This is a genomic window from Halorubrum persicum (genome assembly GCF_002727125.1).
GTDB classification, from domain to species: Archaea; Halobacteriota; Halobacteria; order Halobacteriales; family Haloferacaceae; genus Halorubrum; species Halorubrum persicum.
Genome location: NZ_NHOA01000145.1, coordinates 23,297 through 48,231, shown reverse-complemented (window position 1 = coordinate 48,231; position 24,935 = coordinate 23,297). Strand labels below are relative to the sequence as shown.

Below are 24,935 nucleotides of genomic sequence, written 5' to 3'. Positions count from 1 at the left end.
CAGCTTATCTGAACACTACCTTTCTGATAGCCCTAATTTATATTTAGATCGATATTAATCGTGGCATATGGTACCGTCACCCGATTGGCTCTCGCTCGATGAGGGGGAGGACGTCGTCTGGAGTGGACAGCCGCGGCTGCGACGGATCGTCTCGAACGTCGTGACGTTCGTCGTCTGGTCGCTGGCGGCGTTCGCGGCGGCGTTCGTTCTCACCGCCGTGCTGAACGTCGATCTTCCCGTCCCGGATCGGGCGGTGTGGGCCGTCGCCGCCCTCTGGGCGCTGCTTCAAGCCGTCAGTCCCGTCCGGGCGTACCTGCGAACGAAGAACACCGACTACCTCCTCACCGACGAGAACGTGTATAAGAAGACCGGCGTCTGGTCGGAGAACGTCACCCGAATCGGCGTCGGCGACGTCCAGAACACGCAGTTGAAAAAGAGCTTCTTCGGGAACGTCTTCGACTACGGGACGATCCTCCTCAGCACGGCCGGCGGGAGCGGCGTCGAGATGTCGATCGAGGATCTCGACGACCCCGACGAACTCCGCACCGAACTCCGGTCGAGGATCTCCCGGACCAGCGACGGGAGCCGGGATGGACCCGGAGAGGGACACGGCGGCCTCGATCCCGAAACGGTCGGAACTCTCGTCGACGAGGCGACGGAACTGCGCAAAACCGCGGAAACCATCGAGCGACGCCTCCAATAGACCCATGGCAGACCCGACTACCCAATCCGACGCCCCCGGATCGACGCCGACCGACCAGCCGGTCCCCGAGTGGCTCTCGCTCGAGGAGGACGAGGAGATCCAGTGGATAGGCGAACCCGTTCCGGTCAGCATCGTCGGGACGGCCGTCTGGGGAGTGGTTCTCACGGTCGTCCTCATCGGCTTTCTCATCCTGCTCATGCTGCCGTTTTCGTGGCTCTCGCTGAAGAACACCGACTACGTGGTGACCAACAAGTCCCTGTACGTCAAGAAGGGAATTTTGGGAACGAACATCGAGAGCGTCGGCCTCGACAAGATTCAGAACACCGAGTACAGCCAGTCCTTCTGGGGGAAGCAGTTCGGCTTCGGCAGTATCGATATCAGCACCGCCGGAAGTTCCGGCGCCGAGATCAGTTTCCAGAACGTCGAGGACGCCCGCGGCGTCCGAGAGACTATCTCCGGGATGGTTAGCGAATACGGCGCGGAACACCGGCGGTCGAGTCCGACGGGCGACGAGACGACGGACCCGGCCGTCGCCGATACGGCCGACCGGATGGAGGAACTGGTGGAGGAGCTTCGCGGCACGCGGCGAGCCATGGAGCGGATAGAGCAGCACCTGAGCGAGGAAGGAGAAACGTCGGTCGACGACGCCCCTTCCGCCGAAGACGCGGGGGACTGAGCCTCCCGGCCGCGTTTCGGTGTGTCGGGGGCCTGTCAGGGGCCCGGGAGCGGACGCTCGCTGTCGGCTTGTCGGCACGCGGAACGCGGAGCGGTCTAGCGCGGCCGCTCGCGGATCGCGGAAATGTCGTCCGCGACACTACCGGGCGAGAATCTACTTGTGGGCGTGGTGAAAGTGAACCGAAGATCAGCGACTTCGGCACAGCAGTACATTCATTACTTCAGCACACTAAGTACTGGATATGCCCGTTCGTATCGAGGAATTCGAAACAGGCGACCTACCAGACGGCCCGAGCGTCCCCGAGCAGATACTCGTCCACCTGTATGCGAATCAAGACAAAGCGTTCACCCGGTCGGAAATTGCGACCGGAATCGATGAAGACCCGAACACAGTCGGAACCGCTCTCTCCCGGTTGAAGCAGCGAGATCTCGTCAGACACAAAGGAGAATACTGGGCGATAACCGAGGATCTGAATCGTGTACAGGATGCGTACGATCTCCATACAATAACGGAACAATTCGACGACGAGGACGGGGGCATCAATCCGGACGAATGGGACGCCGTCGCTCCGGACGAACCACACCCGAGTGAACGGGATTAATAAATGCAACCGGAGCGAGGAGATGTCGTTCGGAGTTCTGATCCGTTCAAACTGGGCGAAGAGCGCCAGCGTCCGTGGTTGATCGTCAACAATGACTCCCACCCGTTCGGCGACGAGCAGTTCCTCGCGGTTGCCATCTCGACCAAGGAGTACGAAGACTCTCTCTCTCTCGTTGGAGTCCGACGTGTGGGAAGTCGGCAGTGTTCCGCGCGAGTCGTTCGTCTCTCCGTGGGCAGTCCACTCACCGCGAAGCGAAGACCTGGTAGCGTGGCAGGGCCGTGTTACTGACGAATTCGTCGATGCCGTCGTTGACGAGATCGAGACGTATCTCCGGTAGATACGGAGTGTCGCCCGCGACACTAACGACCGGTCTCATCTCCGGCGGCGTGCCGCGTCGACCGGGAAACCCTCGTGGCGGGCGGTCGCCTGCGCGGCGACGGGCGGGTCGCGTCAGCGACCGTATGTGACGCGCCTGGGTTCTCCGCGCGGTCATCGCTCCCATCGGGGAGTACTCGGGCGGGGGCTGAGGGCGCGCGTCCCCGGATAGCCGCCGACCGTGGTTAAAAGGTCCGTTGCGCGGTCACTCCTCCTGTTCGGCCCCGCCGACGACCGGCCCGTCGCCGTCGTCCGCCTGCGGCTCCGAGACCGACACGGGATCGATCCCCCGCCGAGCGGCGTCGAACTCGGAGAGGAGGTAAACGAGCGCGACGAGCAGCAGGACGCCGATCGGGAGCAGCACGAACGGCGAGATCCCGAAGAATCCCCACACGAGCAGCAGCGCCACCGAGACCATCGCCACGGTGACCGCGTAGTAGATCTGGGTGCGGACGTGGTCGATGAGGTCCGCGCCCGTGAAGGTCGCTGACAGCACCGTCGTGTCAGAGATGGGTGAGCTGTGGTCGCCGAAGATCGCCCCCGAGAAGATGACGCCGACCATGACCGCGACGAGGGTGTGTCCCTCCGCGCCGCCCCCGGTGATCTCCCAGGCGATGGGGACGGCGATGGGCGTCATGATCCCCATCGTCCCCCAGGAGGTTCCCGTCGAGAAGGCGATGAAGCCGGCGACGATCAGCACGAGCGCGGGGAGGACGGGCTGCGGGACCGTTCCCACCGTCGCCTCGGCGACGTACTGCCCCGTCTCCAGCGCGGAGATGACCTCGCCGATCCCCCACGCGAGCACGAGGATGGACACCGCGGTGAGCATGATCCCGAAGCCGTCGACCGCGTACTCCGTCGCCTCGCCGAACCCGAAGATCCGGTAGGCCCTCCCGAGCACGAACCCGGACAGCACCATCCCGAACGCGCCGATCATCAGCGCGGTCGCGAAGTCGGCCCCGATGACCGCGCTCCACAGGCGGTCGCCCGCGCTCCCGAACTCGGCCGCGAGCAGGTCGGACAGAAAGCCGGTCGGCGCGAACCCGCCCGACCAGAACGCGGTCGCGACCGTGACGACGATCAGGACGGCGACCGGCGCGAAGAAGTTGATCAGCCGCGTCGTCGACGCCGGCGGCTCGCCCAGCTCGCCGGCCACGTCCTGCATCGGCACCGCCTCGTCGCGGGTGACCTTCCCGCTCGTCCACGACCGGTGTTCGGCCGTCAGCATCTCCCCGTAGTCGCGGCCCCACAGCACCACGATGGCGACCATCGCGACGGCGAGGATCGCGTACATGTTGAACGGGATCGAGGCGAGGAACACCTCGAAGGTGCTGGGTCGGTTCGCCTCGGCGACGCCCGCCTCCGCGTACCCCTCGTCGATCAGCGACAGCTGGAACGCGACCCACGAGGAGATGCCCAGCGTGGCGACGGGCGCGGCGGTGGAGTCGACGATGTACGAGAGCTTCTCGCGGGAGATGCGGAGCTGATCGGAGACGTCCTTCATCGCCGAGCCGGCGATGGCCGTGTTGGCGTAGTCGTCGAAGAAGAGGACCAGCCCGAGGACCCACGCCGCCAGCCCCGCCTTGCGCTGGGTGTCGAGGCGTTCGGTCGCCCAGTCGCGGACGGCGTAGGTCCCCCCGAGGTTCCACACCATCGCCACGCCGGAGCCGAGCAGCAGCGTGAACACGAGAATCGTCGCCTGGAACCCGTCGTCGGCGATGATCGCCGCGACGATCCAGTCGAAGGTCTGGACGATTCCGAGACCGCCCGTGTAGATAACGGCTCCCGACCAGATTCCGAGGAACAGCGACAGGATCGCCTTGCGAGTGGCGACCGCCAGCGCGATGGCGAGCAGCGGCGGCAGGATCGAGAGCGCTCCAAACTCTGACATGGCGCGAAGATACCGTACACCCGTATTTAAAACGTGTTAACCAGCGGAGTCGGCCGCTCGCGGCCGACCGGAGCGCGGTGGCCGGCGACTGAACGGCGCCCATCGGTGGCGGTTCGTCGGGGACCCGGCGCCGTCGGCGACGGGTCGCGATCGAGTCGACAGGGAGGTGCTGTCGTTACCCCGCCCGGCGGAATCGGCGCGTATCCGAACGCACTTACGTCCCTGTGACCGACCCACGTGCAATGTCTGTACGAGTCGGCATCCTCGGTGCCACCGGCGCCGTGGGTCAGCGGTTCATCCAGTTGCTCGACGACCACCCGACCTTCGACCTCGCCGCGGTCACCGCCAGCGCGGACAGCGCGGGCAAGACCTACCGCGAGGCCGCCAAGTGGCGCGTCGACACCCCGATCCCGGACGACGTCGCCGAGATGGAGGTCACGGAGACGACGCCCGCTGGCGTCGCGGACGCCGACGTGGACCTGCTCTTCTCGTCGCTCCCCTCCGGCGTCGCGGCCGAGGTCGAGCCGGCGTTCTTGGAGGAGGGATACGTCGTCTCCTCGAACTCCTCGAACGACCGCATGGCGATGGACGTACCCCTCACCATCCCCGAGATCAACCCCGGACACCTCGACCTGATCGAGGTCCAGCGCGACGAGCGCGGCTGGGACGGCGCCCTCGTGAAGAACCCCAACTGCTCGACGATCACGATGGTTCCCACGCTCGCCGCCATCGACCGGTTCGGGCTGGAGAGCGTCCGCGTCTCCACCCTGCAGGCCGTCTCGGGCGCCGGCTACTCCGGCGTCACCTCGATGGAGATCATCGACAACGCCATCCCGCACATCGGCGGCGAGGAGGACAAGATGGAGACGGAGTCGCGCAAGCTCCTCGGCGAGTTCGACGGCGCGCAGGTCCGCCTCCACGGCGCCGACGTGGCGGCCTCCTGTAACCGGATCCCGACGCTCGACGGCCACCTGGAGAACGTCTTCGCCGAGTTCGCCGAGGACCCGTCGCCGGCGGACCTCCGCGAGGCGATGCGGTCGTTCGAGGGCGCCGGCGACCTCCCCAGCTCGCCCGACCAGCTGATCAAGGTGTTCGGCGAGGACGAGCCGGAGCGCCCGCAGCCCCGGCTCGACCGCACCTACGCCGACGGGATGGGGATCGTCGCCGGCGGCGTCCAGACGACCGACGCCGGCGCGAAGTACAACTGCCTCGCGCACAACACGATCCGCGGCGCCGCCGGCGCCTCGCTGCTCAACGGCGAGCTGCTCGTCGAGGAAGGCTACGTCTGAGGCGCGGCCCCGGCCGAGACGGACCCGACCACCAACCACTTTCTCCTCCGCGTACCGGCTACGGCCGCTGTGTCGGAGACGACCCGATCCCTCCGCAGGGGCGTCGCTCTGCTTCTCGTCCCGCTGTCCGGGGCGACGGCGCTCCCCGAATTCGTCGAGCCCGCGCTGCCCGGGCTCTCTGACCTCCTCGGCAGCGCGCTGTTCGTCGCCGCCGTCTGCTATCTCGCCGGCAGCGTCGGCCGGCAGGTGGCCGCGGCGGCCGACACCGCGCTGTAGCCGGCGGAGCGTCAAAAACCCAGATCGCGACGACCGAAGGCTTCAACAGTCGCGTCCCGGTAGCCGGGAGTCATGGTCGACAAAAACGTCGTCCGTCGCGGGTACGACGAGCTGGCGGAGGCGTACGCCGCGGACCGGAACGAGGACGGGCGCGGGCGCGAGGTCCTCGCGCAGTTCCGCCGAGGGCTCCCCGAGTCGGCGCGCGTCCTCGACGCCGGCTGCGGACAGGGTACGCCGGTCCTCCGGGACCTGAGCGGGTCGACGACCGCGACGGGGGTAGACGTATCGCGCGCGCAGTTGGAGCTGGCCGCGGACCGGGTCCCCGACGCGGCGCTCGCGCAGGGAGATATGGCGGCGCTGCCCTTCGACGACGGCGCGTTCGACGCGGTGACGGCGTACCACTCGCTGATCCACGTGCCGAGCGACCAACACCAAGCGGTCGTCGACGAGTTCGCTCGCGTCCTCGCCGACGGCGGCCAACTGCTCTGCTCCGAGGGACCGGCCGAATGGCGCGGGACGAACCCGGACAGGCTCGACACGGGCGTCGAGATGCAGTGGCACATCGCGGGCGCCGAGGCGACGCGAGACCAGCTTCAGAGCGCCGGCTTCGCGATCGAACGGGAGTGGGAGGTCGGCGACTCGCTCGACGAGGGCGAGGACGCCCGGTGGACGTTCTTCGCGGCGCGAGTGGAAGGGTAAGGCGGCGGAGAGCGACGGACCCTTACTTGCCTTCGAACTCGGGCTCGCCGTCGCCCATGAACGCCGTGACCCCCTCCATGAGGTCGTCGGTGTTCATCACGTGGCCGAAGCCCATCGCCTCCACCTCGAGGCCGGCCTCGGCGTCGGTGCGGCCGGCGTGCATCGCGCGCTTCGTGTACGTCTGGGCGATCGGCGGGCCGGCGGCGAGCGACTCGACGAGCTCCCACGCGCGCTCGTCGAGCTCGTCGTCCGGGACCACGTCGTTGAGGAAGCCGTACTCCGCCATCGTCTCCGCCTCGTAGCGGTCGGCGGTGAAGATGATCTCCTTGGCGCGCCCCTCGCCGACGATGCGGGCGAGGCGCTGGGTGCCGCCCCACCCCGGGAGCAGCCCGAGGTTGTGCTCCGGCTGGCCGAGCTCCGAGCGCTCGGAGGCGATCCGGAGGTCGGCCGCGGTCGCGAACTCCATCCCGCCGCCGAGACAGTAGCCGTCGATGGCGGCGACCACGGGCTTGTCGGAGTCCTCCAGCTTCCCGAACGTCTGCTGGCCCTGTCGCGAGAGCTCGACCGCGCTGATCGGCTCAGCGCCCCCGGCGGCCATGCTCTGTACGTCGGCGCCCGCGGAGAACGCGCGGTCGCCGGCGCCGGAGAGGAGGATCGCCCGCACCTCGTCGTCGGCATCGAGCCGGTCGATCGCGTCGGCGAGGTCGTCGAGCAGCTCCCCGCTGATCGTGTTCATCCGGTGCGGGCGGTCGATCTCGACGTGCCCGACGCGGTCCTCGACGGTGACGTTGAGCGTGTCGTAGCCGGCGGGCGCGTCGCCGCCCTCGTCGTCGGCGTCGCCTCCGTCGTGGAAGCCGCCCGCCTCGGCGGCCTCGCGGAGGTAGTCGGTCGCCTCGTAGCGCTCCTCACCGGTCTCCTCGTGGAGGTCGTCGAGCACGTCGACGAGGTCGGCGAGTCCCTCGTTGTCGGCGAGCTTCGCGGGGCCGTCCGGGAAGCCGGCGCCGAGCATCACCGCGCGGTCGATCGCGGGCGCGTCGGCCACGTCGTTCCCGACGAGCCCGGCGACCTCGTTGGCCATCACGGCGAGCAGGCGCCTGCGAACGTCGGCGTCGATCGCGTCCGACGGGATCTCCGCGCCGCCGTTCTCGTAGTCGTAGAACCCCGACCCGGTCTTCTTCCCGAGCTCCTCGGCCTCGACCTTCTCGACCAGCAGCGGGCAGGGTCGGTACGCCTCGCCGAGCACCTCGTGCATGTACTCCAAGACGTGGTACCCCACGTCGATGCCGACCTGGTCGGCCAGCTCGAACGACCCCATCGGGAGACCCATGTCGAACTTCGTCGTGGAGTCGACCGCCTCCATCGTCGCGTCGCCGGACTCGACGATCCACGCGGCCTCGTTCATCAGGGGGACCAGGATCCGGTTGACGATGAAGCCGGGACTGTCCTTCCGGACGCGGACGGGGGTCTTCCCCATCGACTCCGCGAGCCCCTCGATCAGTTCGAGGGTGTCCTCGGAGGTGTGTTTCCCGGAGATGACCTCGACGAGGTCCATCCGCACCGGCGGGTTGAAGAAGTGCATCCCGCAGAAGCGCTCGGGCCGGTCGGTGACCTCAGAGAGCTCCGTGATCGAGAGGCTGGAGGTGTTGGTGACGAAGACGGCCTCCTCGGGCGCGTACTCGACGACCTCGTCGTACACGTCCTTCTTGATCGGCATCTTCTCGGGGACGACCTCGATCACCACGTCGGCGTCCGCGAGCGACGCTTCGAGGTCGACGAAGGCCTCCACGCGGTCGAGCGCGGCCTCGGCCTCGTCGTCGCCGATCCGGTCCTTCTCGGCGAGCTTGTCGAGCGACCACTCGATCTGGTCGTAGCCGTCCTGTACGAACTCCTCTTCGATGTCCCGCAGCGCCACGTCGTAGCCGGCGAGCGCGGCCACCTCCGCGATGCCGTGCCCCATGTTTCCGGCGCCGAGAACCGTTACGCGCTGGACGTCTTCGAGCTGCATACCGTCACGGTCGGAACGATAATGGTTGAACGTTTCCATCTTCCAAACGGAAAACGTACTGTAAGTTTATACCCGTGCGCCTCCCGGGAGAAACTGACTCCCGTCTCCGGGCCCGACTACCCCCGCATGAACGAGCGAGTCGCGGCGACCCTGCGCGAGGACCCGACGATGGCGCGGCTGATCGACCGGCACGGCCCGCTGCGGGTCGAGCCCGCCGGCGACGAGTTCGCGCGCCTCTGTACCTCGATCGTGAACCAGCAGCTCTCGACCGCCTCCGCGTCGGCCATCCACGAGCGGTTCCTCGACGCCCTCGGCGGCGACCCGACTCCGGAGGAGGTGCTCGCGGCCGACGAGGGCCGGCTCCGCGAGACCGGGCTCAGCGGCACGAAAGTCGAGTACCTGCGCGAGGTCGCCGCGGCCTTCCGCGACGGGGACCGCGATCTCACGCGGGAGGGGCTCGCCGACGCGAGCGACGAGGAGGTCGTCGCCGCGCTCACCGAGATCCACGGGGTCGGCGAGTGGACCGCGCGGATGTACCTCATCTTCGCGCTGGGCCGCGAGGACGTGCTCCCGCTCGGCGACCTCGCGGTGCGGAAGGGGATCGAACAGGTGTACAACGACGGCGGGGAGCTGACCCGCGCGGAGATGCGCGAGATCGGGGCCGCGTGGCGACCCTACCGCAGCTACGGGACGCGGTACGTCTGGGCCGAGTACGAGTCGTAGCCGGTCTGGCGCGTGCTACTCCCCGTCCGCCCCGGCGTACGTCTCCAGCGCCGCGAGCCGCCCCGCTTCGACCGAGAACACGTCCACGAACGCGAACACCTCGTCGCCGTCGGCGTCGAGCAGCCGACCCCGGACGGCGACGCCGGGGCCGGTGGGGTACACCGCGTCGACCGCGTGCGACGTGTCGGTCATCGGGCGCTCGTCGCGCATGAACGCGACGAACCGGTCGCGCCCCTCGAAGGTGCGGTCGGGGCGCCGCTGGACGAAGCCTGGGGCGAGCAGGCCGGCGAGGCGGTCGTACTCGCCGGCGTCGAGCGCGTCGTAGTACGCGCGGACGAGCCGAGCCGGGTCGTCGGTCTCGGGCCCCGTCACGCCGCGAGCGCCTCGAACTCCTCGGCCGAGGTCCGGGTCCCCTTCGCGAGCACCGCGTCGCCGGCCCGGAGCGTGGTGTCGATGTCGTGGCCGATGAGCCACCCCTCGTCGGGGCGCCGGATCGCGATGACGCTCGTCGAGATGTCCGTCGCGGGGATCCCCTCCTCCACGGCGGTGCCGTCGAGGGCGCTCCCCCCGCCGATCACGGTCCGGGTGATGATCTCGTCGGACTGCTGGACCGCCATCTCCACGACCGGGTGGACGCCGATGTCGCGCATGACGCCCTCGGTGATCTCCAAGGCGGCGTCGGATATCTCCTCGGTCGCGACGCCGAGGTGGATCAGCCCGCGCAGCGAGACGGGGTCGTCGGCCTCGCGGGCGGCCCGCAGCGTCCACGCCTCGAACCGCGACTGGAGCGCGTCGACCTCGATCTCGAGGTTCGACACCTCCTCCGCGAGCGCCTCGTTGTCGAAGAGGACGGAGCCGTACGCCAGATCGACCGCCAGCTCGGAGAGGTTCTTCATCAGTACGATGGAGTCGACCGCGCGCTCCAGGTCGTCGATGGCGGGCTCCGGGGGCTCGCTCGGGTCGAACGGGTCGCCGGTCAGCGTCGGGTGCACGTCGGCGACGCCCGTCTCGGGGCCGCGGAGGAGCGTCACGTCGCCGGCCTCGATCCGCGTGGTCGGGCCGGGGTTCAGGATCCAGTCGTCGTCGCGCCGGATCGCGATGACGCGCACGCCGGTCACCGACTCCAGGTCGATGTCCTTCAGCGTCCGTCCCGCGTACGCCGAGTCGGGCGAGACGGTGGCGCGGACCAGCGTCTCGACGCCCTCGGTGAGCGCGCCGCGCATCGCCTCGGGGAGGCCGATCTCCTCGGTGACGATCTTGGCGATGTCGCCGGCGGCGTCGGAGATCTTGTCGGCCGCGCCGACCACGCCGAGCACCGGCGCGAGGGTCTCGGCCTCGTCCGGGCTCCGCGCCGCGAGCATGAGGCTCATTCGCGCGCGCATCTGGAGCACGTCCATCCGGTGTTCGAGCTCGACGACCTCGTGGGCGATCGTCGGGCTCCCGTGGAGGACCGCGGAGTACGACAGGTCGATCAACAGCTCGGCGGTGTCTTTCATCTCCACGAGCAGGTCCTTCACGCTCGTCGGCTCGTACCGGACCCGCAACGGCCCGTCCCGCCCGTCGAATCGTCCCATGGGGGTACCTCTCCGGCTCCGAGTAAAAGGCTTGTTACGCTTCGCGTCAGCGCCGGAAACCCGTCGATTCAGGCGGCGTCGCCCGCGACGTAGGCGACCGACTCCGGCTCCGAATCCCCGCTGTTCCCCGGCTCGATCGCCTCGGCGAGGTCGACGAGGGCGAGCCACCGGAGGAGCCTGTCCGCCCGATCCCGCCACGTCGCCTCCCAGTTCGGGTCGCGGGCGCGGTCGTGGCGGGGCACCGACTCCCGGGTCGCCGCGAACAGGTCCGCGGGGGTGAGGGGCTCCTCGGGCGAGGCATCTCTGAGGGCGGCGAGCGCCTCGGGAACGAGAAGCACTCCCTCGCGGAGCCCCTCCCGAACGCGTTCGGGCGTCGGCTCCGCGTCGGCCCTGACGAACCCGCGGGGCGTCTCCCGAGCCAGCCCGAGCGCGCGCAGGAACGCCAGCCAGTCGTTCGCGGTCTGCCGGTCGGGGAGCCCCCGCCGCTCGCGGAGTCGGGCGCAGCAGTCGTCGGTGCTCCCCGGGACGAGCGGCACCGCCCGCTGGAGCGCGCGGAGCTCGTCGAGGGAGTCGGGGAGTTCGGGGACGGGTTTGAGACGCATCGCCGGGCCGTCTCAGCGGTAGCCGAACGACTCCGCCAGCAGCTCCTCGTCCGTCTCGCCGACCGTGTAGACGGGGCCGTCGACGACGTCGACGGTGACCGTCGCGGGGGCGAAGACGCGCTCGTCGACCTCGTAGAAGTCCCAGCCGGCGTCCTCGAACACCTCGACGAAGGGCGTCCCGTACTCCTCGCGGGCGGTCGAGACGATCTGGTCGAAGCGGTCGTCGTCGCGCGCGACCTGCAGGTGGACCTCCCCGCCGTACGCGAGGGCGTCGTTCGTCCGCCCCATCGCCAGATCCTCGTCGCGGGTGGCCGGGGCCATCGGCGCCGAGCCGGAGGCGTGGAGCACGTCGGTCGGCTCGTAGCCGAGCTCCAGCAGGCGGAAGACCGCGAGCTCCGCGGCGCGGGCCGCGGTGGCGACCGAGCCCGCGGTCGAGCCGGTCGCGTACGCCGGCAGGAACACGCCCTCGGCGTCGACCTCGGCGAGGTCGGCGACGTGCTCGGCGACCTCCTCGGTCGGGAGCGTCGTCGACTCGACGGCGAGCGTGGCGAACTCGGAGGAGTCGTAGTAGCCGACCCGCTCGAACTCGGCCTCCTGTCCGACGAGCGCTCGGGCCGGCCCCGAGCCGAGCCCCTCGAAGCCGGAGTCGAACTCGAGCTCCCAGCCCGCCTTCTGCGAGCAGAGCAGCGCGATCGCCGGGTGGTCGGTCGACAGTTCGACGTACTGGCGCGGCGCGCCCGCGACCTCGCCCATGCGGGTGCGGAGGTTCGCGAGGCCGGCGGTCTGGATCTCGGCGAGCAGCAGCCCCGCCTCGACGCCGCCCGCGGCGTCGACGCCGAAGTCGACGACGGTGGCGCCGTTGTCCAGCTCGTAGCCGACGACGTCGAGCTCGCCGGCGAAGTCGAGCGCCTCGTCGACGAGCTCGATCGCGGTCCGGTTGATGCTTTCCATGCCCGGTCCTTCTCGCTCCCGCAGTAAGTGGTTTGTCAGTCGTCCGCGTCGGCGTCGACGGCGTCGTCGCCGACCGGTTCGACGTGGAAGAGATACCCCTCGTACGCGGCTTCCACGTTCGCCGGCGACTCGTCGGCGGTGTGGTCCGCACAGAGGAACGCGGTCGCCTCCACGGCGCCCGCGCCGGTCTCCTCCTGATACCGCTCGGTGACCGAGAACGCCACCGGCTCGGAACAGCCCCGACGGTGGCATTCGGTCGGCGGGTCTGCGACCGGCTCTGGCTCGTCGCCGCGCTCTCGGGCCTCCGAGATATCTCGTCGAATTCGTCGGCGCTCCTCGTCCCGCGCCTGTTTGTCGCGTCCCGATTTGGTGTCCGCCATACCCCTCCGTCACGCCTCAGCGACATAATGCTACGGTCGCGGAGGGTGGTGGCCTTACCAGAAGCCGCCGTCCGAGCCGTCGGGCCCGGACGGCCCGCTCGGTCCGCGCGGCCCGCTCGGGCGGGGATCGGGATCGATCTCCACCAACTCCGACTCGGATCGCGGCTCGACCTCGCGGCCCGCCTCGTAGCGCACGAACGAGAGGTAGAAGGGCTCGCCGCAGCCGACGCCGTCAGGGTTCGGCTCCCGGTACGGCTCGTCGCCGCCGACGTCGCCGCCGCGCACCCCGTCGAGCGGGTCCCAGTCGACGCCGTCGCTCTCGCCGCAGACGAACCGGACGCCGTCGGCGTCACTCGCATCGTCGTCGCGTTCGTCGTCGCTCCCGGCGTCCCCCGCGGCGTCGGTGTCGCTCCCCGCGTCGCCCTCACCGTCACCGTCGAACGGGGCCGTCGGGTCGACGTACGACCACCCCTCGAGGGGGTACGGCGTCACCGACTTGTCCGCGAGGTACCCCTCGCGCGCAAGTTCGACGAGCGTCCCGCAGTGCGGACAGTAGTACGTGACCGGGTAGCTCATGCGGATCGTACGGTCGTCACTTATAAATGGCCGTCGGCGGACGAGTCCCGGATTTCGAGCCGGCGTTGTACGCCCGGATCAGTGGAACCCGCGGTCCACGTCGTCCTCGTCGATCAGGTCCTCGAGCTCGGACGAGAGGAGCTCCTCGGCCTCCTCGAAGGTGTCGGAGAGGTCGTCGAGCTCGTCGGGGCGGCCGTCGAACTCGTAGTCCATCGGGCCGAACGCCGGCGAGTCGACCGCCTCCATCACGTCTTCGAAGAGGTGATCGGGGCTCGTGGGCGCCTCCGCGTGGACCTTCAGCGTCTCGCGCAGCCGGGTCGCCACGTCCTCCGCCTGCGCCTCGTCCTCGGGCGGCGACTGCACCGCGAACCGCCCGGGCGACTCGTCGTTCGGGAGCAGGGGGTCGAGCTCGTCGTCGACCCGGCGGGCGACGCGGGTTCCCACGCCGCGGAGGTCGCGGGGGTTCTTCGCGTACGTCTTCAGGTGGTAGACGCCGACGCCCGGGTGGCCGAAGTAGAGGTCCTCGCCGAGCCCGCCGCGCCTGGAGCCGGCGACCGCGCGCCAGCCGTCGGGGTCGGTCGAGTCGCTCGCGACCTCGGCGAGGATGTCGTCCCAGTCTCGCACGCGCATGTCGGCGTCTGCTACGCGGCAGCGGCCCATGACGGTGTCGGTCCCGGTCAGCCGGAGCCGAGTCGGTCACCCCACCGACAGCGCTTTTCGAGGGCGCCGCCGATGACGGCCGTGAACGTTCGGGGGCCGATCCTCTCCGTCGGAGAGGCGCGGACGGTGTCGACGTCGTACGGCGACCGCGAGCTCCGCGAGATCCGGATCCGGCCCGACCGCGGTGCGGGCGACGCCGTCGACGTGACGCTGTGGGGGAAGTGGACCGAGACCGCCGAGCACGCCGAAGCCGGGATGGAACTGCTCGTCACCGACGCCGAGGAGGACGAGTTCGGCGGCGAGACGGGGTACGCCACCACCGGCGACTCGTGGGTCGTGCTCGAGCCCGACTTCCTCGTCGACGTGACCGGGATCCGGTCGTGGGTGCAGTGCCCGCGGATGTACTACCTGAACAAGCTCTCCGGGATCCCGCTGAACTACCCCGTCGTCAAGGGGACCGTCGTCCACGAGGTGTTCGGCGACCTGCTCCGCGGGATGGAGCTGGAGGCGTCCGTCGCCGACCGCGTCGACGAGGCGGGGCTCGAGCTCGGGCTGTTGGGGTACGAGCCCGAGGAGGTCGCCGACGAGGTGCGCCGGAACGCCGCCGCGATCGAGGGGTGGCTCTCGCAGGGGACGCTGACCGACGAGGACACGTGGCGGTCGGAGTTCACCCTCATCTCGCCGACGTTCGGCCTGAAGGGACGCGCCGACGCGCTCCGTCGCGGGACCCCCGTCGAGCTGAAGACCGGGAAGAACACCAAGCGGGAGCCGCGCTTCCACGACAAGATTCAGGCGGCGTGTTACGCACTGATGCTCGAGGAGCGCGGCGTCGACCCGGACATCGGCACGCTGCTGTACACGAAGAACACCGCGCTCGACCGCAACGAGGCGACCGGCGATCTGGCGCCCGCCAAGGAGTTCTCGGTGGGCCGCGGCCTGCTGGAGTTCGTCGTCCGCGAGCGCAACGCCCTCGCGGCGATGGAGTGGCGGGCGCTCGGCGACCCCGGCGAGCGCCCCACCGTCCCGACGGGGTACGAGGCCGACGCCAACTGTGAGTACTGCTTCGAGCAGGACACCTGCATGGTCGTCTCCGGGCGGCTCGATCAGGAGTCGAAGGCGGGATCGGTCGGGAGCCCGGTCCCCGACGAGGAGCGCGACTACTTCGACCGCTTTTACGTCGCCCTCGAAGAGGAGCGCCGCGAGACCCACGCCGAGTACCGCAAGCTGTGGGAGCAGACCCCCGAGGAGCGCGCCGCGGACGATCGGGCGCTGATCGACCTCGAACCGGTCTCCCAGACGGAGATCGACGACGCCCGGTGGGAGCTTCGCGCCCGAAAACCGGGCGACGCCGTCTCGAAGCTCCGCGAGGGCGACGTGGCGCTCGCGAGCGACGGCGACCCCGTGACCGGCCACGGCGAACTCGGTCGGATCACCGCGCTCGACGGCGACGAGGTCGTCGTCGAGACCGACGAGCCGGTCGCGCTCCGGCGGCTCGACGTGTACCCCTCCGAGATCTCGGTCGACCGCTCGCTCNNGAGCGAGCGGCGCAAGGACGTGCTGTTCGGGCGGCGCGAGCCGGCGTTCCGGGACCCCGACGACCGCCCCGCGGACGCCCCCGACGCCTACATCGACAACAACGGCGCGCAGAACGAGGCCGTCGAACTCGCCGTCAACGCCGAGGACTGCGCGCTGATCCACGGTCCGCCGGGTACCGGGAAGACGTACACCATCGCCCGGACGATCCGCGCGCTGGTCGCCGAGGGGAACCGGGTGTTGCTCTCGGCGTTCACCAACCGCGCGGTCGACAACGCCCTCGAGGCGCTCCGCGATCAGGGGTTCGACGACGTGCTCCGAGTCGGGACCGAGACCGGCGTCCGCGGCGACATGCAGGACGTGCGGCTCGTCCAGCGCGGCGACCCCGACGCGAAGGCCGCCGAACTACGCGACGCGCCGGTCGTCGCCGCCACCACCGCCGCCTGCGGCTCCCGCGTCCTCCGCGAGTGCGAGTTCGACGTGGCGCTCGTCGACGAGGCCTCCCAGCTCACGGAGCCGGGGACCCACGCCGCGATCAACCGCGCGGACCGGTTCGTGCTCGTCGGCGACCACGAGCAGCTCCCGCCGGTCGTGCGCGCGGAGAACGACCTCCAGACATCGCTGTTCCAGCGGCTCATCGAGACGTACCCCGACGCGAGCGTCATGCTCGACCGCCAGTACCGGATGAGCCAGCGCATTCAGGCGTTCGCCTCCGCGGAGTTCTACGACGGCGCGCTCCGCCCGGCGACGCCAGAGGTGGCCGGGCAGACCCTCGGCGACCTCGGCGTCGACCTCGACTCCCTCGCGCCCGAACTCGCCGGCGGCGTCGACTTCGTCGATCCCGACGGGAGCCGCGACGGCAACCGGAACGTCCGGGAAGCGGAGCGCGTCGCGGCGATCGTCGACGCCTACGTCGCCGCCGGCGTCGACCCGGACGACATCGGCGTGATCGCCCCGTTCCGTGCGCAGGTCGCCGAGATCGGCCGGCGCACCGCGGTCACCGTCGACACGGTCGACCGCTTCCAGGGCTCCTCGAAGGAGGTGATCGTCGTCTCGCTGGTCGCGACCGGCGGCCTCGACGGGCCGATATTCGAGGACCACCGGCGCATGAACGTCGCGCTCACGCGGGCGAAAAAGCAGCTGACGCTGGTCGGCGACGCCGACGCGCTCGCCTCGGAGCCCTTCTACGAGCGCCTGCTCGACTGGGCGCGGCGGTGAGCGACTCGCCGATCAGTTCTCGTCCGTTTCGGGGCTCCGCTCGGCGACGATCCCCGGCTCCTTGCTGGCGATCACGACGATCCGGTCGGTGAGGTCCTCGATCGTGTTCGCGAGCTCGTCAAAGAGGATCGCGATCTCGCGGTAGACGAGCGGCTGATCGACCGCGTCCTCCGCGAACGCGGACTCGATGGCGGCGTTGCGGAGCTCGTCGCACTCGCTCTCCAGCGCGCGGATCCGCGCTATCCCCTCGGTGAGCGTCGCGGTGGCGTCGCTCCGCGCGAGCCCGCGGACGAACCCCTCGACCACGTCGCCGAGGATCACCGTCATCTCGGCGATACGGGTGGCCATCTCGCGCATGTCCCGGAACGGGGGGACGGCGGCGTCGGGGCGCATCATCGCGATCTCTTGGACGATCCGCTCGGTGTGGTTCGGAACCACGTCGAGCTCGTTGTAAAAGTCGAGCAGCGCCGACTCGTTGAAGTTGATTCGGGTGTTGAGCAGGCCGATATCGTCGGGGCCGGCGTCGGTGATCGTCCCCCTGATCTCCCGGACCCGGTCGTCGCACTCGCTTTCGAGCGCGGCGATCTCGTCGACCGTCTCGCGGAACTCGTCGTCGCTCGCGTACTCGTCGAGCGCCCGCGGAAGGAGGGCGACGCAGTCGTCGATCTGGTCGAGGTACGCGACCGTCTGGGTTTCGAGCCGTTCCCCGAAGCTTGCGTCGGTGGACATGTGGCGACCCACGCGCGTCGGCGGTAAAGAGTTTCTCTCGCGTTTCGTCGATCGTGAGGGTTCTCCCGGGCGTTCTCCGGGCGATCGGCGACCCTCTCGTCGGGACTACACTCCGTCGGCCGCGTCGAGCGCCGCGTCGATGTCGGGGGCGTCGAACCACTCACGGTCGGTGTACGCGTTCGTGCCGGCCGCGTACAGGTCGGCGACGGCGTCGACGACCGCCGGCGGAAGCGGGTCCGGGTCGGGCTCGCAGAGCTCGCGCCAGTCGTCGATGTCGCGGTCGGCGACCGCCGCTTTCGCCTCTTTCACGGCCTCGACCCACGCGGGGTCGTTGGTCTTGTACCACTGCCGGACGACCTCCTTCGAGATCCCTCGCCCGCCGTAGGAGAAGCGGTTCTCGTCGAAGGTGCCGACCACGTCGGCGACGCGGAGCTCCCCGTCGACGTACAGGCACTCGATCTTCCCGTCCTCGTGGACGAACCCCGCGTCGTCGGCGCGCTCGGTCACGATCCGGTTCACGTCGCGCGCGAGCGATTCGAGGGCGTCGATCTCGGCGACGCCGGCGATCCGGTCGGCCTCGTCTCGGGTGAGGTAGCGGTCCTGCTGCTCGTACTTCGTCGAGAACTCCACGACCGGCTCGGGGAGATCGACCGGCTCGTCGGGCCAGTCGTCGAGCCCGAGCGCCGCGTCGAGCCCGAAGTCGGCGGGATCGGTGCGCCGCCGCAGACTGGACCCCACCGGAACCCGGTTCCGGAAGACGATCTCCAGCGGGACGAGGTAGTTCTCGCCGCCCGCCGCGTGGAAAGCGTCGTAGTCGTACCCCGCGTCGGGCCCCTCGTACGGGAGGTCGGGGACCTGCGTCAGGTCGATCGCCATCTCCGCCGGCGCGGCGGACGCGTCGGGGAGCGAGACGATCTCGCCCGAGTCGGGATCCGCGACGCCGCGGTAGTGCGTCGGGACGCCCGCCGCCTCCAGCAGTTCGAAGTTGAACGCGCCCATCGTACAGAGGCTCGCGCCCTTTCGCGGGATCGCGTCCGGCATCTGTCCCCAGTCGAACACCGAGTAGGCGTCGGTGAAGACGAACCGGCCGCGGCCGAGCGAGCCGGCGGTCGCGGGGTCGTCGACGCGGAACTCCTTGACGCTCGTCATACCTCATCCGGCGACCGCCTCCCCCATGAATCTTTCACTTACGTGGTCACCTCGATCGCGTTTCAGCAAAAACGATCCACGGTTGTGTTGTAGAACGTCCGCGAGTACGGTCGCGCTCGTCTCGGGTCGGCGTCGCCTCTCGGGCGCCGCGGTCGCATCGAAAGGACCACGCCGTTCGCGGGCGCACGACCGACCATGAACGATGCGCGCGAGGTCGTCGTCCTCCGGTACGGCCACCGTCCCGGACGCGACGACCGCATGACGACGCACGTCGGGCTCACGGCCCGGGCGCTCGGTGCCGACCGGGTGGTGTTTCCCGACAACGCCGGGCAGTCGGCGGAGACGGTGCGAGACATCACCGACCGGTTCGGCGGCCCGTTCGGGGTCGAACTGCGCGACGACCAGACGGCGATCGTTCGGAACTGGGAGGGGACGGTCGCGCACCTCACGATGTACGGCGAGCGCGTCCAGGACGTGGAGGGGGACGTTCGCGAGGCCGTCGCCGGCGGCGGCGACCTCCTCGTCGTGGTGGGCGGCGAGAAGGTGCCGTGGGAGCTGTACGAGCGCGCCGACTTCAACGTGGGCGTGACGAATCAGCCGCACTCCGAGGTCGCCGGGCTCGCGGTCTTCCTCGACCGGCTGTTCGAGGGCGCGGAGCTCGACCGCGAGTGGGAGGACGCCGACCGTCGGGTGATGCCGGAAGCGACCGGGAAGACGGTGGTCGACGCCGGAGACGACGGCTCGGAACCCGGGGACGGCGGTCCGACGACCGCGGACCGCGACTAACCGCCTCTCACTCGTCGGCGTCGCGCCGCCTCGACCGCCGCCCCGGTTCCCGCTCCGGCTCCCGCTCCGGCTCTCGATCGACGATCTCCGGCGTGCCGCTCAGGATACCGCGGAGCCGCGACATCGGCTCGCCGACGGTGATCCCGTGTTCCGTGATCCGGAACTCGCGGATCGTCCGCTCGAAGTCGCTCGTTCGCTTTTTCAACACCCCGATCGCCTTGCGGAGCTCGCCGCCGACCTCGAGGTGCCGGAGGAAGACGATGTTGTCGGCGAGGTAGCTGATGTTCTCCATCGTCGCGTGGAACTCCCCCGTCACGTTCCGCGTCTCGTCGACGAAGATGCCGGTGACGCCCGCGTTCTTGAGGTACCGACCGAGCGCGTGCATCTGCTGGAGCATCTGCTCCTCATCGCCGCGCAGCGTCAGCCGGTACCCGGAGATGCCGTCGATCATGACGATGTCGGCCCCCTCCTCCTCGACCTCGTCGCGGACCATGCGGGCGAACTCCTGTGGCGACCGCTCTAACGCCTCCACCTCCGTCACCTGAAGCGTTCCCTTCGCCAGCATCTCGTCGACGGGGATGTTGACCGCCCGCGACCGGGCGAGGAACGTCTCCCTGTTCTCCTCGAACAGGTAGATGACCGAGCGCTCTCCCCGCCCCGCGGCCTCCTTCATGAACTGCGTGCTGAGGGTCGTCTTTCCGACCCCGGTCGGTCCGCTCACGATGGTGACGGTGCCGCGTTCGATCCCGCCGTGAAGCAGCTCGTCGACCTCCGGGATCCCCGACGAGATCTGCTCGAACTCGAGGGTCCCGTCCCGCGTCCCGGGCTGGAGCGCGGGGTACACCTCGATGCCCGCGTCCGTGATCCGGTAGGCGTGGTCGCCGCTCTGCGTCGACGACCCGCGGAACTTCGGAACGCGGACCGTCTTGCCGTACTCCGCCGCGTCGAGCTGGATCGTCCCGTCGGTGATGAACTCGAGGTCGTCCGTCGGCAGCGACGGGGTGTTCTGGACGGTGAACAGCACCGTCACCTCCTGGTCTTTCAGGAACCGCATGAACCCGACCACCTGCTTTCGGAACTGGTAGTCGTCGGACAACAGGAAGCGGAGCTGCGTCAACGGGTCGACGACGACGCGGTCGGGATCGACCGCGGTCACGCCGTCGACGATCTTCTCGGTCAGCGGCTCCCGCTCGACCTCGGCGGCCTCGAACACCTCGTACGAGTCGTCGTCGACGAACACGTCCGCGCTCGGACTCAGGTCCAGGAACTCGATCGCGTCGGTGTCGAAGCCGAGCGCCGCGGCGTTCTCCTTCAGGTCGCGGATGTCCTCTTCGAGGTTGATGAAGAGCGCCGTCTCCCCCTCGTCGATCCCCTGCTGAAGGTAGTGAAAGCCCAACATCGTCTTTCCGCTCCCGGCCTGCCCGCGGACCATGTAGCTCCGCTCCGGAACGAGGCCCCCCGACAGCACCTCGTCGAGCCCCGCGATACCGGTCGAGGCGCGCTCGGCGAGTGGCGTTGACATACGGCCCACTCCGGACGGAGGGTAGTTAATGGGTTGGAAGGCGTTCAATGGATACCTCTTAGTGGTCGCGTGGCGTCCCTCTAAGAGACATGCCCCCTGGCCCTGTGGGGACCGCCACCGGCGCCCCCTCCGGCGAACCGCTGGAACCGGACGAGGAGGTCCGGATCCTGCTGTTCATGCAACCGGGGCGCGACCGCGACCTGGTGGCCGATGCGCTCGGCGAACGCTATCAGATCGAGACGGGGGTCGAGCCGTCGGCGGTCGAGTCGGCGTTCGACTGCTGTATCTTCGACACCGAGACGTTCGTGCGGGTCGCCGAAGCGATCGAAGCGCGACGAGAGCGCGCGTCGCCGGCGTTTCTCCCGTTCGTGCTCTTGGCGAGCGGCGACACCGCCCGGGAGACGACGGAGGCCGCGTGGGACCGCGTCGACGACATCATCGAGCTCCCGGTGCGCAGGCGGGCGCTCCGAACCCGGATCGGGAATCTCATCGAGCGACGGTACACGACCCTCCAACTCGCCAACCGCGAACAGCGGCTGTCGGCCGCCATCGAGGAGCTCCGGAAGAAGGAGCAGGCGATGGACGAGGCGCCCATGGGCATTACCCTCGCGAATCCGGGGGAGGAGAACAACCCGCTGACCTACGTCAACGAGGAGTTTGAGCGGCTCACCGGCTACGGCCCGGAGATGCTCGGGAAGGACTGCCGATTCCTGCAGGGCGAGGAGACGAGCCCCGCGACGACGGCGGCGATCCGCGAGGCGATCGACGACGAGCGCCCGATCTCCACCGACATCCTGAACTACCGCGCGAACGGACAGAAGTTCTGGAACCGGCTCATCGTCGCGCCGATCCACGACGAGGACGGTGACGTGACCCGGTTCGTCGGCTTCCAAATGGACATCACGGACCGGAAGATCCGGGAGCGACGGCTGGAGGTGATGAGCCGGGTGCTCAACCACAACCTCCGGAACAAGATGAACCTCATCGAGGGGTACACGGATCTGTTGCGGGGCGACCCCGACGAGGAACAGCGACAGAAGTCGCTCGAGGTGATCAGGGAGACGACCGACGACCTGATGGGGATCGCGGAGGCGGTGCGGAAGATCGAACACACGTTCTCGGGATCCGAACTGGGCGAGGCGGAGGTCGATCTACGCGACCGGTTCTCCGAGCTACTCAGCCAGATGGCCGACCAGTACCCGGACGCGACGTTCGAGCTCTCGCTCCCCGACGACGACTCCCTCTCCGTGAGCGTGGTGGGGCTCCAGACGGCCATCGAGGAGGCCGTGGAGAACGCGGTCAAGCACAACGACGGCCCGAACCCGACCGTCTGGATACGCGTCGAGCGCCGCGACGAGGAGTGGATCGAGATCGAGATCGAAGACGACGGACCGGGCATCCCGGAACACGAGACGCACGTCCTCGACCGGGGCGAGACCTCGCTGAAGCACGCGGACCGGCTCGGGATCTGGCTGATGTACTGGGTCGTGAACAAGGCGGGCGGGGAGTTCTGGGTGGAGTCGTCCGAGGGGAACGGAACGCTTCTCCGGATGACCGTCCCGGCGCATCCCTGACCGCGCGCGTCGCCGACCCCGGGCTACAGCGTCCGTTTCGACCGGAGCCGCGCGAGACGCACCCGCGCCTCCTGCCGGCTCGTTCCCCGCACGCGGCCCGTCTCGGCGTCCGCCATCGAGACGAGGGAGAGGCGATCGAGGAGCGGCGGCCAGTCGGCGGCGCCGGCGGCGTCGCTGGCGAACGCGACCGCGTTGCCGAGCCCGTCGCGCTGGGGCGCCCCGGCCCGCGCGACCGCGCCGTCGGCGTCCCGGCGCCCGCCCGCGACGTAGAGGCGGTCGCCGACGGCGGCCGGAATCCACGCCGGCAGGAGGAGGATCCAGAGCGCGACCCCCGCGATCGCGTACGCCCACGACGGGATCCGCTCTCGCTCCGGCTCGTACCCGTGGATCCGGTTGACCCGGCGGTCCGCCGCGGTCCGTTCGCCGCGCCGCCCGACGAGCAGGGTCGCGAGGAGGGCCATCGTCTCGACGGCTCCGAGCGCCGGGAGCAGCGCGGTCGCGACGAGCGCCTCTCGGGTCCGGAGTCGGACGAGCGCGTGGCGGAGGGCGGCGTCGCGGTCGGCTTTCGGCAGCGAGAGCAGCCGCGTCGAGACGACGAGCCGCGCCCCGCGATACCCGTCGGCGACGGCGACGTTGGCGGCGTCGGCGCGGACGACCGTCACGTCGGGGGCGTCGACGCCCACCTCGCCTGCGAGGGTCGCGACGCGGTCTGCGACGAAGTCGGCCGGGCGGTCGTCGAGCTCGGACTCGGGGAGCCGCGCGATCCGGCGGTCCACGACGATCGGACCGCAGAGCGCGGAGCCCCCGAGGCCGACGACGACGGCGGCGAGGAGCCCCCCGACCGCCCCCGGACCCGCGACGTTGAGCCCGGCGGGCCCGAGGAGGGCGGCGACGGGAACCAGCGGGACTGCGGCGAGCAGGACGGGAACCGAGAGGAGCGCGAGCGCGCCGACGGCCCGACGGATCCGCGTTTTCGGCGGCCGGGAGCCGGTCTCGTCCGGGGCGTTCGGGGCGGCCGGCTCGCCGGATCCCGACGACCCCGCCGGTGAGCCGGACTCGTCCCCCGTATCACCGGTCGCTGTCATACGACCGTGTCGTGTCACACGCGGGGTAAAGCTTTGCCGGAGGCGATAGCGCAATCCGGTTTCTACGGAGGCGATCGTGGACACCGATGACCGCACCTTTCGGAGCTTTTAACCCGGTTCCTCCATCAGATCCACGTAATGGCTTTTGAGGATCTACTGAACGACCCCGTCATCCAGAAGTACCTCCACGAGCTGGTGGGGCCGACGGGGATGCCGGTCGCGGCCGCGCCGCCCGACGGCGAGGTCACCGACGAGGAGCTGGCGGAGGAGCTCGGACTGGAGCTCAACGACGTCCGACGCGCGCTGTTCATCCTGTACGAGAACGACCTCGCCACCTACCGCCGGGTGCGCGACGAGGACTCGGGGTGGCTCACGTACCTCTGGACGTTCCACTACGACAACATCCCGGAGAACCTCGAGGAGGAGATGTACCGCCTGCTCGACGCCTTAGAGGAGCGCGAGGAGTACGAGCGCACCCACGAGTTCTACCTCTGTGAGGTGTGTTCGATCCGCTTCGAGTTCGGCGAGGCGATGGACTTCGGGTTCGAGTGTCCGGAGTGCGGCTCCCCGCTGGAGTCGATGGACAACGACCGGCTCCGCGAGGCGATGGGTCAGCGCGTCGAGGAGCTTCGTGACGAACTCAACGCGGACGTGACGGGCTGATGGTCGTCCTCGCAACAAAGTGCTACGTCGAGGGCGACGCCCGCGACCGAGCGCTCGACGGCATGCACTCGCTGGTCGCCAACGACATCGGCGAGCTCGACGTCGACTGGCACGTCGGCGTCCGCGACGACGACTTCGTGCAGGCGGACGTGAGCGGCGAGGACGCCGCGGTCGCCCGAAACGTCCTCGCGGAGACGTGGGGCGAGATCGTCGCCCACGACGAGGGACTGACGGCCGGTGAGGAGTACGTCGGTACCCTCGAATCGTGGGACGGCGACGGGTTCGTCGTCGACGCCGGCGTCGACGTACGGATCCCCGCCGACGAGATCGGCCTCGGGCGGGGGTCGCCCGAACAGGTCGTCGAACGCTTCGGGCTGGTCCAACACCTCCCCGTGGGGTTCGTCTACGGCGGCGACGTTGGCGACCCCGACTCCGAGCCGAGTCGGCTGGCCGACGCCGAGCGCGACCGCCTGTACGACTGGCAGCGCGGCGACGGCCGCCTCAACGTCAACTCGGCGACGCGGGGCGAGGTCCGCGCGACCGTGAACCGCGCGGGCCACGCGCAGGACATCGTCACGGTCGAGCGGCTGGGGCTCTTGGAGCAGAGCGTCGTCTGCACCGAGAACACCGACCCGCCGGGGCTGTTGGCCGCGATCGGCTCGTACCTCCCGGCCGAGATGCGCTGCGTCGTCTGA

At 69.5% G+C, this 24,935-nt stretch carries 25 protein-coding genes and 1 pseudogene; 13 read left to right on the top strand and 13 right to left on the bottom strand.

The genetic code is table 11. The features are described from left to right. Positions 1-67: 67 nt before the first annotated feature. The 4 genes and pseudogenes from DJ69_RS15680 (at position 68) to DJ69_RS19245 (ending at position 2,317) form a co-directional block, all read left to right on the top strand. Positions 68-703 (top strand): PH domain-containing protein, encoded by a 636-nt coding sequence (locus tag DJ69_RS15680; RefSeq protein ID WP_099256464.1) that lies wholly within the window; start codon positions 68-70, stop codon positions 701-703. A 4-nt stretch (positions 704-707) separates the two neighbouring features. After that, complete coding sequence (locus tag DJ69_RS15675) at positions 708-1,379, top strand: PH domain-containing protein (RefSeq protein ID WP_180271844.1); 672 nt, start codon at positions 708-710, stop codon at positions 1,377-1,379. A 241-nt stretch (positions 1,380-1,620) separates the two neighbouring features. Further along, complete coding sequence (locus DJ69_RS15670) at positions 1,621-1,980, top strand: hypothetical protein (protein WP_099256462.1); 360 nt, start codon at positions 1,621-1,623, stop codon at positions 1,978-1,980. Between the two features lie 3 nt (positions 1,981-1,983). Beyond that, positions 1,984-2,317, top strand: a pseudogene (locus DJ69_RS19245) (hypothetical protein). Between the two features lie 243 nt (positions 2,318-2,560). On the opposite strand, the gene DJ69_RS15660 reads toward DJ69_RS19245, so the two are convergent. Next, positions 2,561-4,246 carry a Na+/H+ antiporter NhaC family protein gene (locus DJ69_RS15660; RefSeq protein WP_099256461.1) on the bottom strand — a complete coding sequence of 562 codons (1,686 nt, stop codon included), beginning with the start codon at positions 4,244-4,246 and terminating at the stop codon, positions 2,561-2,563. Between the two features lie 242 nt (positions 4,247-4,488). On the opposite strand from DJ69_RS15660, the gene asd reads away from it, so the two are divergent. The 3 genes from asd (at position 4,489) to DJ69_RS15645 (ending at position 6,510) form a co-directional block, all read left to right on the top strand. Next, positions 4,489-5,535: an aspartate-semialdehyde dehydrogenase gene (gene asd, locus DJ69_RS15655; protein WP_099256460.1), complete on the top strand. Its 1,047-nt coding sequence runs from the start codon at positions 4,489-4,491 to the stop codon at positions 5,533-5,535. A 69-nt stretch (positions 5,536-5,604) separates the two neighbouring features. Continuing rightward, positions 5,605-5,811, top strand: a complete 207-nt coding sequence (locus DJ69_RS15650) for a hypothetical protein (RefSeq protein ID WP_099256459.1) — start codon at positions 5,605-5,607, stop codon at positions 5,809-5,811. Positions 5,812-5,883: 72 nt separating this feature from the next. After that, positions 5,884-6,510: a class I SAM-dependent methyltransferase gene (locus tag DJ69_RS15645; protein ID WP_099256458.1), complete on the top strand. Its 627-nt coding sequence runs from the start codon at positions 5,884-5,886 to the stop codon at positions 6,508-6,510. A gap of 22 nt (positions 6,511-6,532) precedes the next feature. Here the strand turns inward: DJ69_RS15645 and DJ69_RS15640 are convergent, their stop codons facing one another. Continuing rightward, on the bottom strand, positions 6,533-8,515 hold the full coding sequence (locus DJ69_RS15640; protein ID WP_099256457.1) for a 3-hydroxyacyl-CoA dehydrogenase/enoyl-CoA hydratase family protein: 1,983 nt from the start codon (positions 8,513-8,515) through the stop codon (positions 6,533-6,535). A gap of 126 nt (positions 8,516-8,641) precedes the next feature. Between DJ69_RS15640 and DJ69_RS15635 the strand changes: the two genes are divergently transcribed. Further along, positions 8,642-9,238 (top strand): DNA-3-methyladenine glycosylase family protein, encoded by a 597-nt coding sequence (locus tag DJ69_RS15635; RefSeq protein ID WP_099256456.1) that lies wholly within the window; start codon positions 8,642-8,644, stop codon positions 9,236-9,238. 15 nt (positions 9,239-9,253) lie between these two features. On the opposite strand, the gene DJ69_RS15630 is transcribed toward DJ69_RS15635, so the two are convergent. The 7 genes from DJ69_RS15630 to DJ69_RS15600 form a co-directional block, all read right to left on the bottom strand. Then, entirely contained in the window at positions 9,254-9,610 is a 357-nt protein-coding gene (locus tag DJ69_RS15630) for a nuclear transport factor 2 family protein (protein WP_099256455.1), read from the bottom strand. Next, positions 9,607-10,812 carry a potassium channel family protein gene (locus DJ69_RS15625; RefSeq protein ID WP_099256454.1) on the bottom strand — a complete coding sequence of 402 codons (1,206 nt, stop codon included), beginning with the start codon at positions 10,810-10,812 and terminating at the stop codon, positions 9,607-9,609. The genes DJ69_RS15630 and DJ69_RS15625 overlap by 4 nt, the downstream gene beginning before the upstream one ends. A 68-nt stretch (positions 10,813-10,880) precedes the next feature. After that, positions 10,881-11,414 (bottom strand): hypothetical protein, encoded by a 534-nt coding sequence (locus tag DJ69_RS15620; RefSeq protein ID WP_099256453.1) that lies wholly within the window; start codon positions 11,412-11,414, stop codon positions 10,881-10,883. Between the two features lie 12 nt (positions 11,415-11,426). Further along, positions 11,427-12,365, bottom strand: coding sequence for a methenyltetrahydromethanopterin cyclohydrolase (gene mch, locus DJ69_RS15615; protein ID WP_099256452.1), 939 nt, complete (start codon positions 12,363-12,365; stop codon positions 11,427-11,429). A 35-nt stretch (positions 12,366-12,400) separates the two neighbouring features. Then, positions 12,401-12,745, bottom strand: coding sequence for a hypothetical protein (locus DJ69_RS15610; RefSeq protein WP_099256451.1), 345 nt, complete (start codon positions 12,743-12,745; stop codon positions 12,401-12,403). Positions 12,746-12,799: 54 nt separating this feature from the next. Continuing rightward, on the bottom strand, positions 12,800-13,321 hold the full coding sequence (locus DJ69_RS15605; protein WP_099256450.1) for a hypothetical protein: 522 nt from the start codon (positions 13,319-13,321) through the stop codon (positions 12,800-12,802). Positions 13,322-13,399: 78 nt separating this feature from the next. Further along, a complete protein-coding gene (locus DJ69_RS15600) occupies positions 13,400-13,951 on the bottom strand; it encodes a hypothetical protein (RefSeq protein ID WP_099256449.1) in 552 nt (183 codons plus the stop codon). A gap of 111 nt (positions 13,952-14,062) precedes the next feature. Between DJ69_RS15600 and DJ69_RS15595 the strand changes: the two genes are divergently transcribed. Next, the gene (locus DJ69_RS15595) at positions 14,063-16,732 is read left to right on the top strand and encodes an AAA domain-containing protein (RefSeq protein WP_099256466.1); all 2,670 of its coding nucleotides are present in this window, start codon (positions 14,063-14,065) and stop codon (positions 16,730-16,732) included. A 12-nt stretch (positions 16,733-16,744) separates the two neighbouring features. Here the strand turns inward: DJ69_RS15595 and DJ69_RS15590 are convergent, their stop codons facing one another. Together DJ69_RS15590 and DJ69_RS15585 are read right to left on the bottom strand one after the other, a co-directional pair. Further along, positions 16,745-17,461, bottom strand: a complete 717-nt coding sequence (locus DJ69_RS15590) for a DUF47 domain-containing protein (RefSeq protein WP_099256448.1) — start codon at positions 17,459-17,461, stop codon at positions 16,745-16,747. Between the two features lie 105 nt (positions 17,462-17,566). Next, a complete protein-coding gene (locus DJ69_RS15585) occupies positions 17,567-18,610 on the bottom strand; it encodes a phosphoribosylaminoimidazolesuccinocarboxamide synthase (protein WP_099256447.1) in 1,044 nt (347 codons plus the stop codon). 195 nt (positions 18,611-18,805) lie between these two features. Between DJ69_RS15585 and DJ69_RS15580 the strand changes: the two genes are divergently transcribed. Next, positions 18,806-19,396, top strand: a complete 591-nt coding sequence (locus DJ69_RS15580; protein ID WP_099256446.1) for a tRNA (cytidine(56)-2'-O)-methyltransferase — start codon at positions 18,806-18,808, stop codon at positions 19,394-19,396. A 7-nt stretch (positions 19,397-19,403) separates the two neighbouring features. On the opposite strand, the gene DJ69_RS15575 is transcribed toward DJ69_RS15580, so the two are convergent. Next, entirely contained in the window at positions 19,404-20,918 is a 1,515-nt protein-coding gene (locus DJ69_RS15575; RefSeq protein ID WP_099256445.1) for an ATPase domain-containing protein, read from the bottom strand. A gap of 89 nt (positions 20,919-21,007) precedes the next feature. Here DJ69_RS15575 and DJ69_RS15570 point away from each other — a divergent pair, with 89 nt between their 5' ends. Next, positions 21,008-22,492, top strand: coding sequence for a PAS domain-containing protein (locus DJ69_RS15570; RefSeq protein WP_099256444.1), 1,485 nt, complete (start codon positions 21,008-21,010; stop codon positions 22,490-22,492). 23 nt (positions 22,493-22,515) lie between these two features. On the opposite strand, the gene DJ69_RS15565 is transcribed toward DJ69_RS15570, so the two are convergent. Further along, positions 22,516-23,577, bottom strand: a complete 1,062-nt coding sequence (locus DJ69_RS15565) for a hypothetical protein (RefSeq protein WP_245851738.1) — start codon at positions 23,575-23,577, stop codon at positions 22,516-22,518. 138 nt (positions 23,578-23,715) lie between these two features. On the opposite strand from DJ69_RS15565, the gene DJ69_RS15560 reads away from it, so the two are divergent. Both DJ69_RS15560 and DJ69_RS15555 read left to right on the top strand, forming a co-directional pair. Further along, complete coding sequence (locus DJ69_RS15560) at positions 23,716-24,240, top strand: transcription factor (protein WP_095637752.1); 525 nt, start codon at positions 23,716-23,718, stop codon at positions 24,238-24,240. Beyond that, positions 24,240-24,935, top strand: a complete 696-nt coding sequence (locus DJ69_RS15555; RefSeq protein WP_099256443.1) for a DUF2110 family protein — start codon at positions 24,240-24,242, stop codon at positions 24,933-24,935. Before DJ69_RS15560 ends, DJ69_RS15555 begins: the two co-directional genes overlap by 1 nt.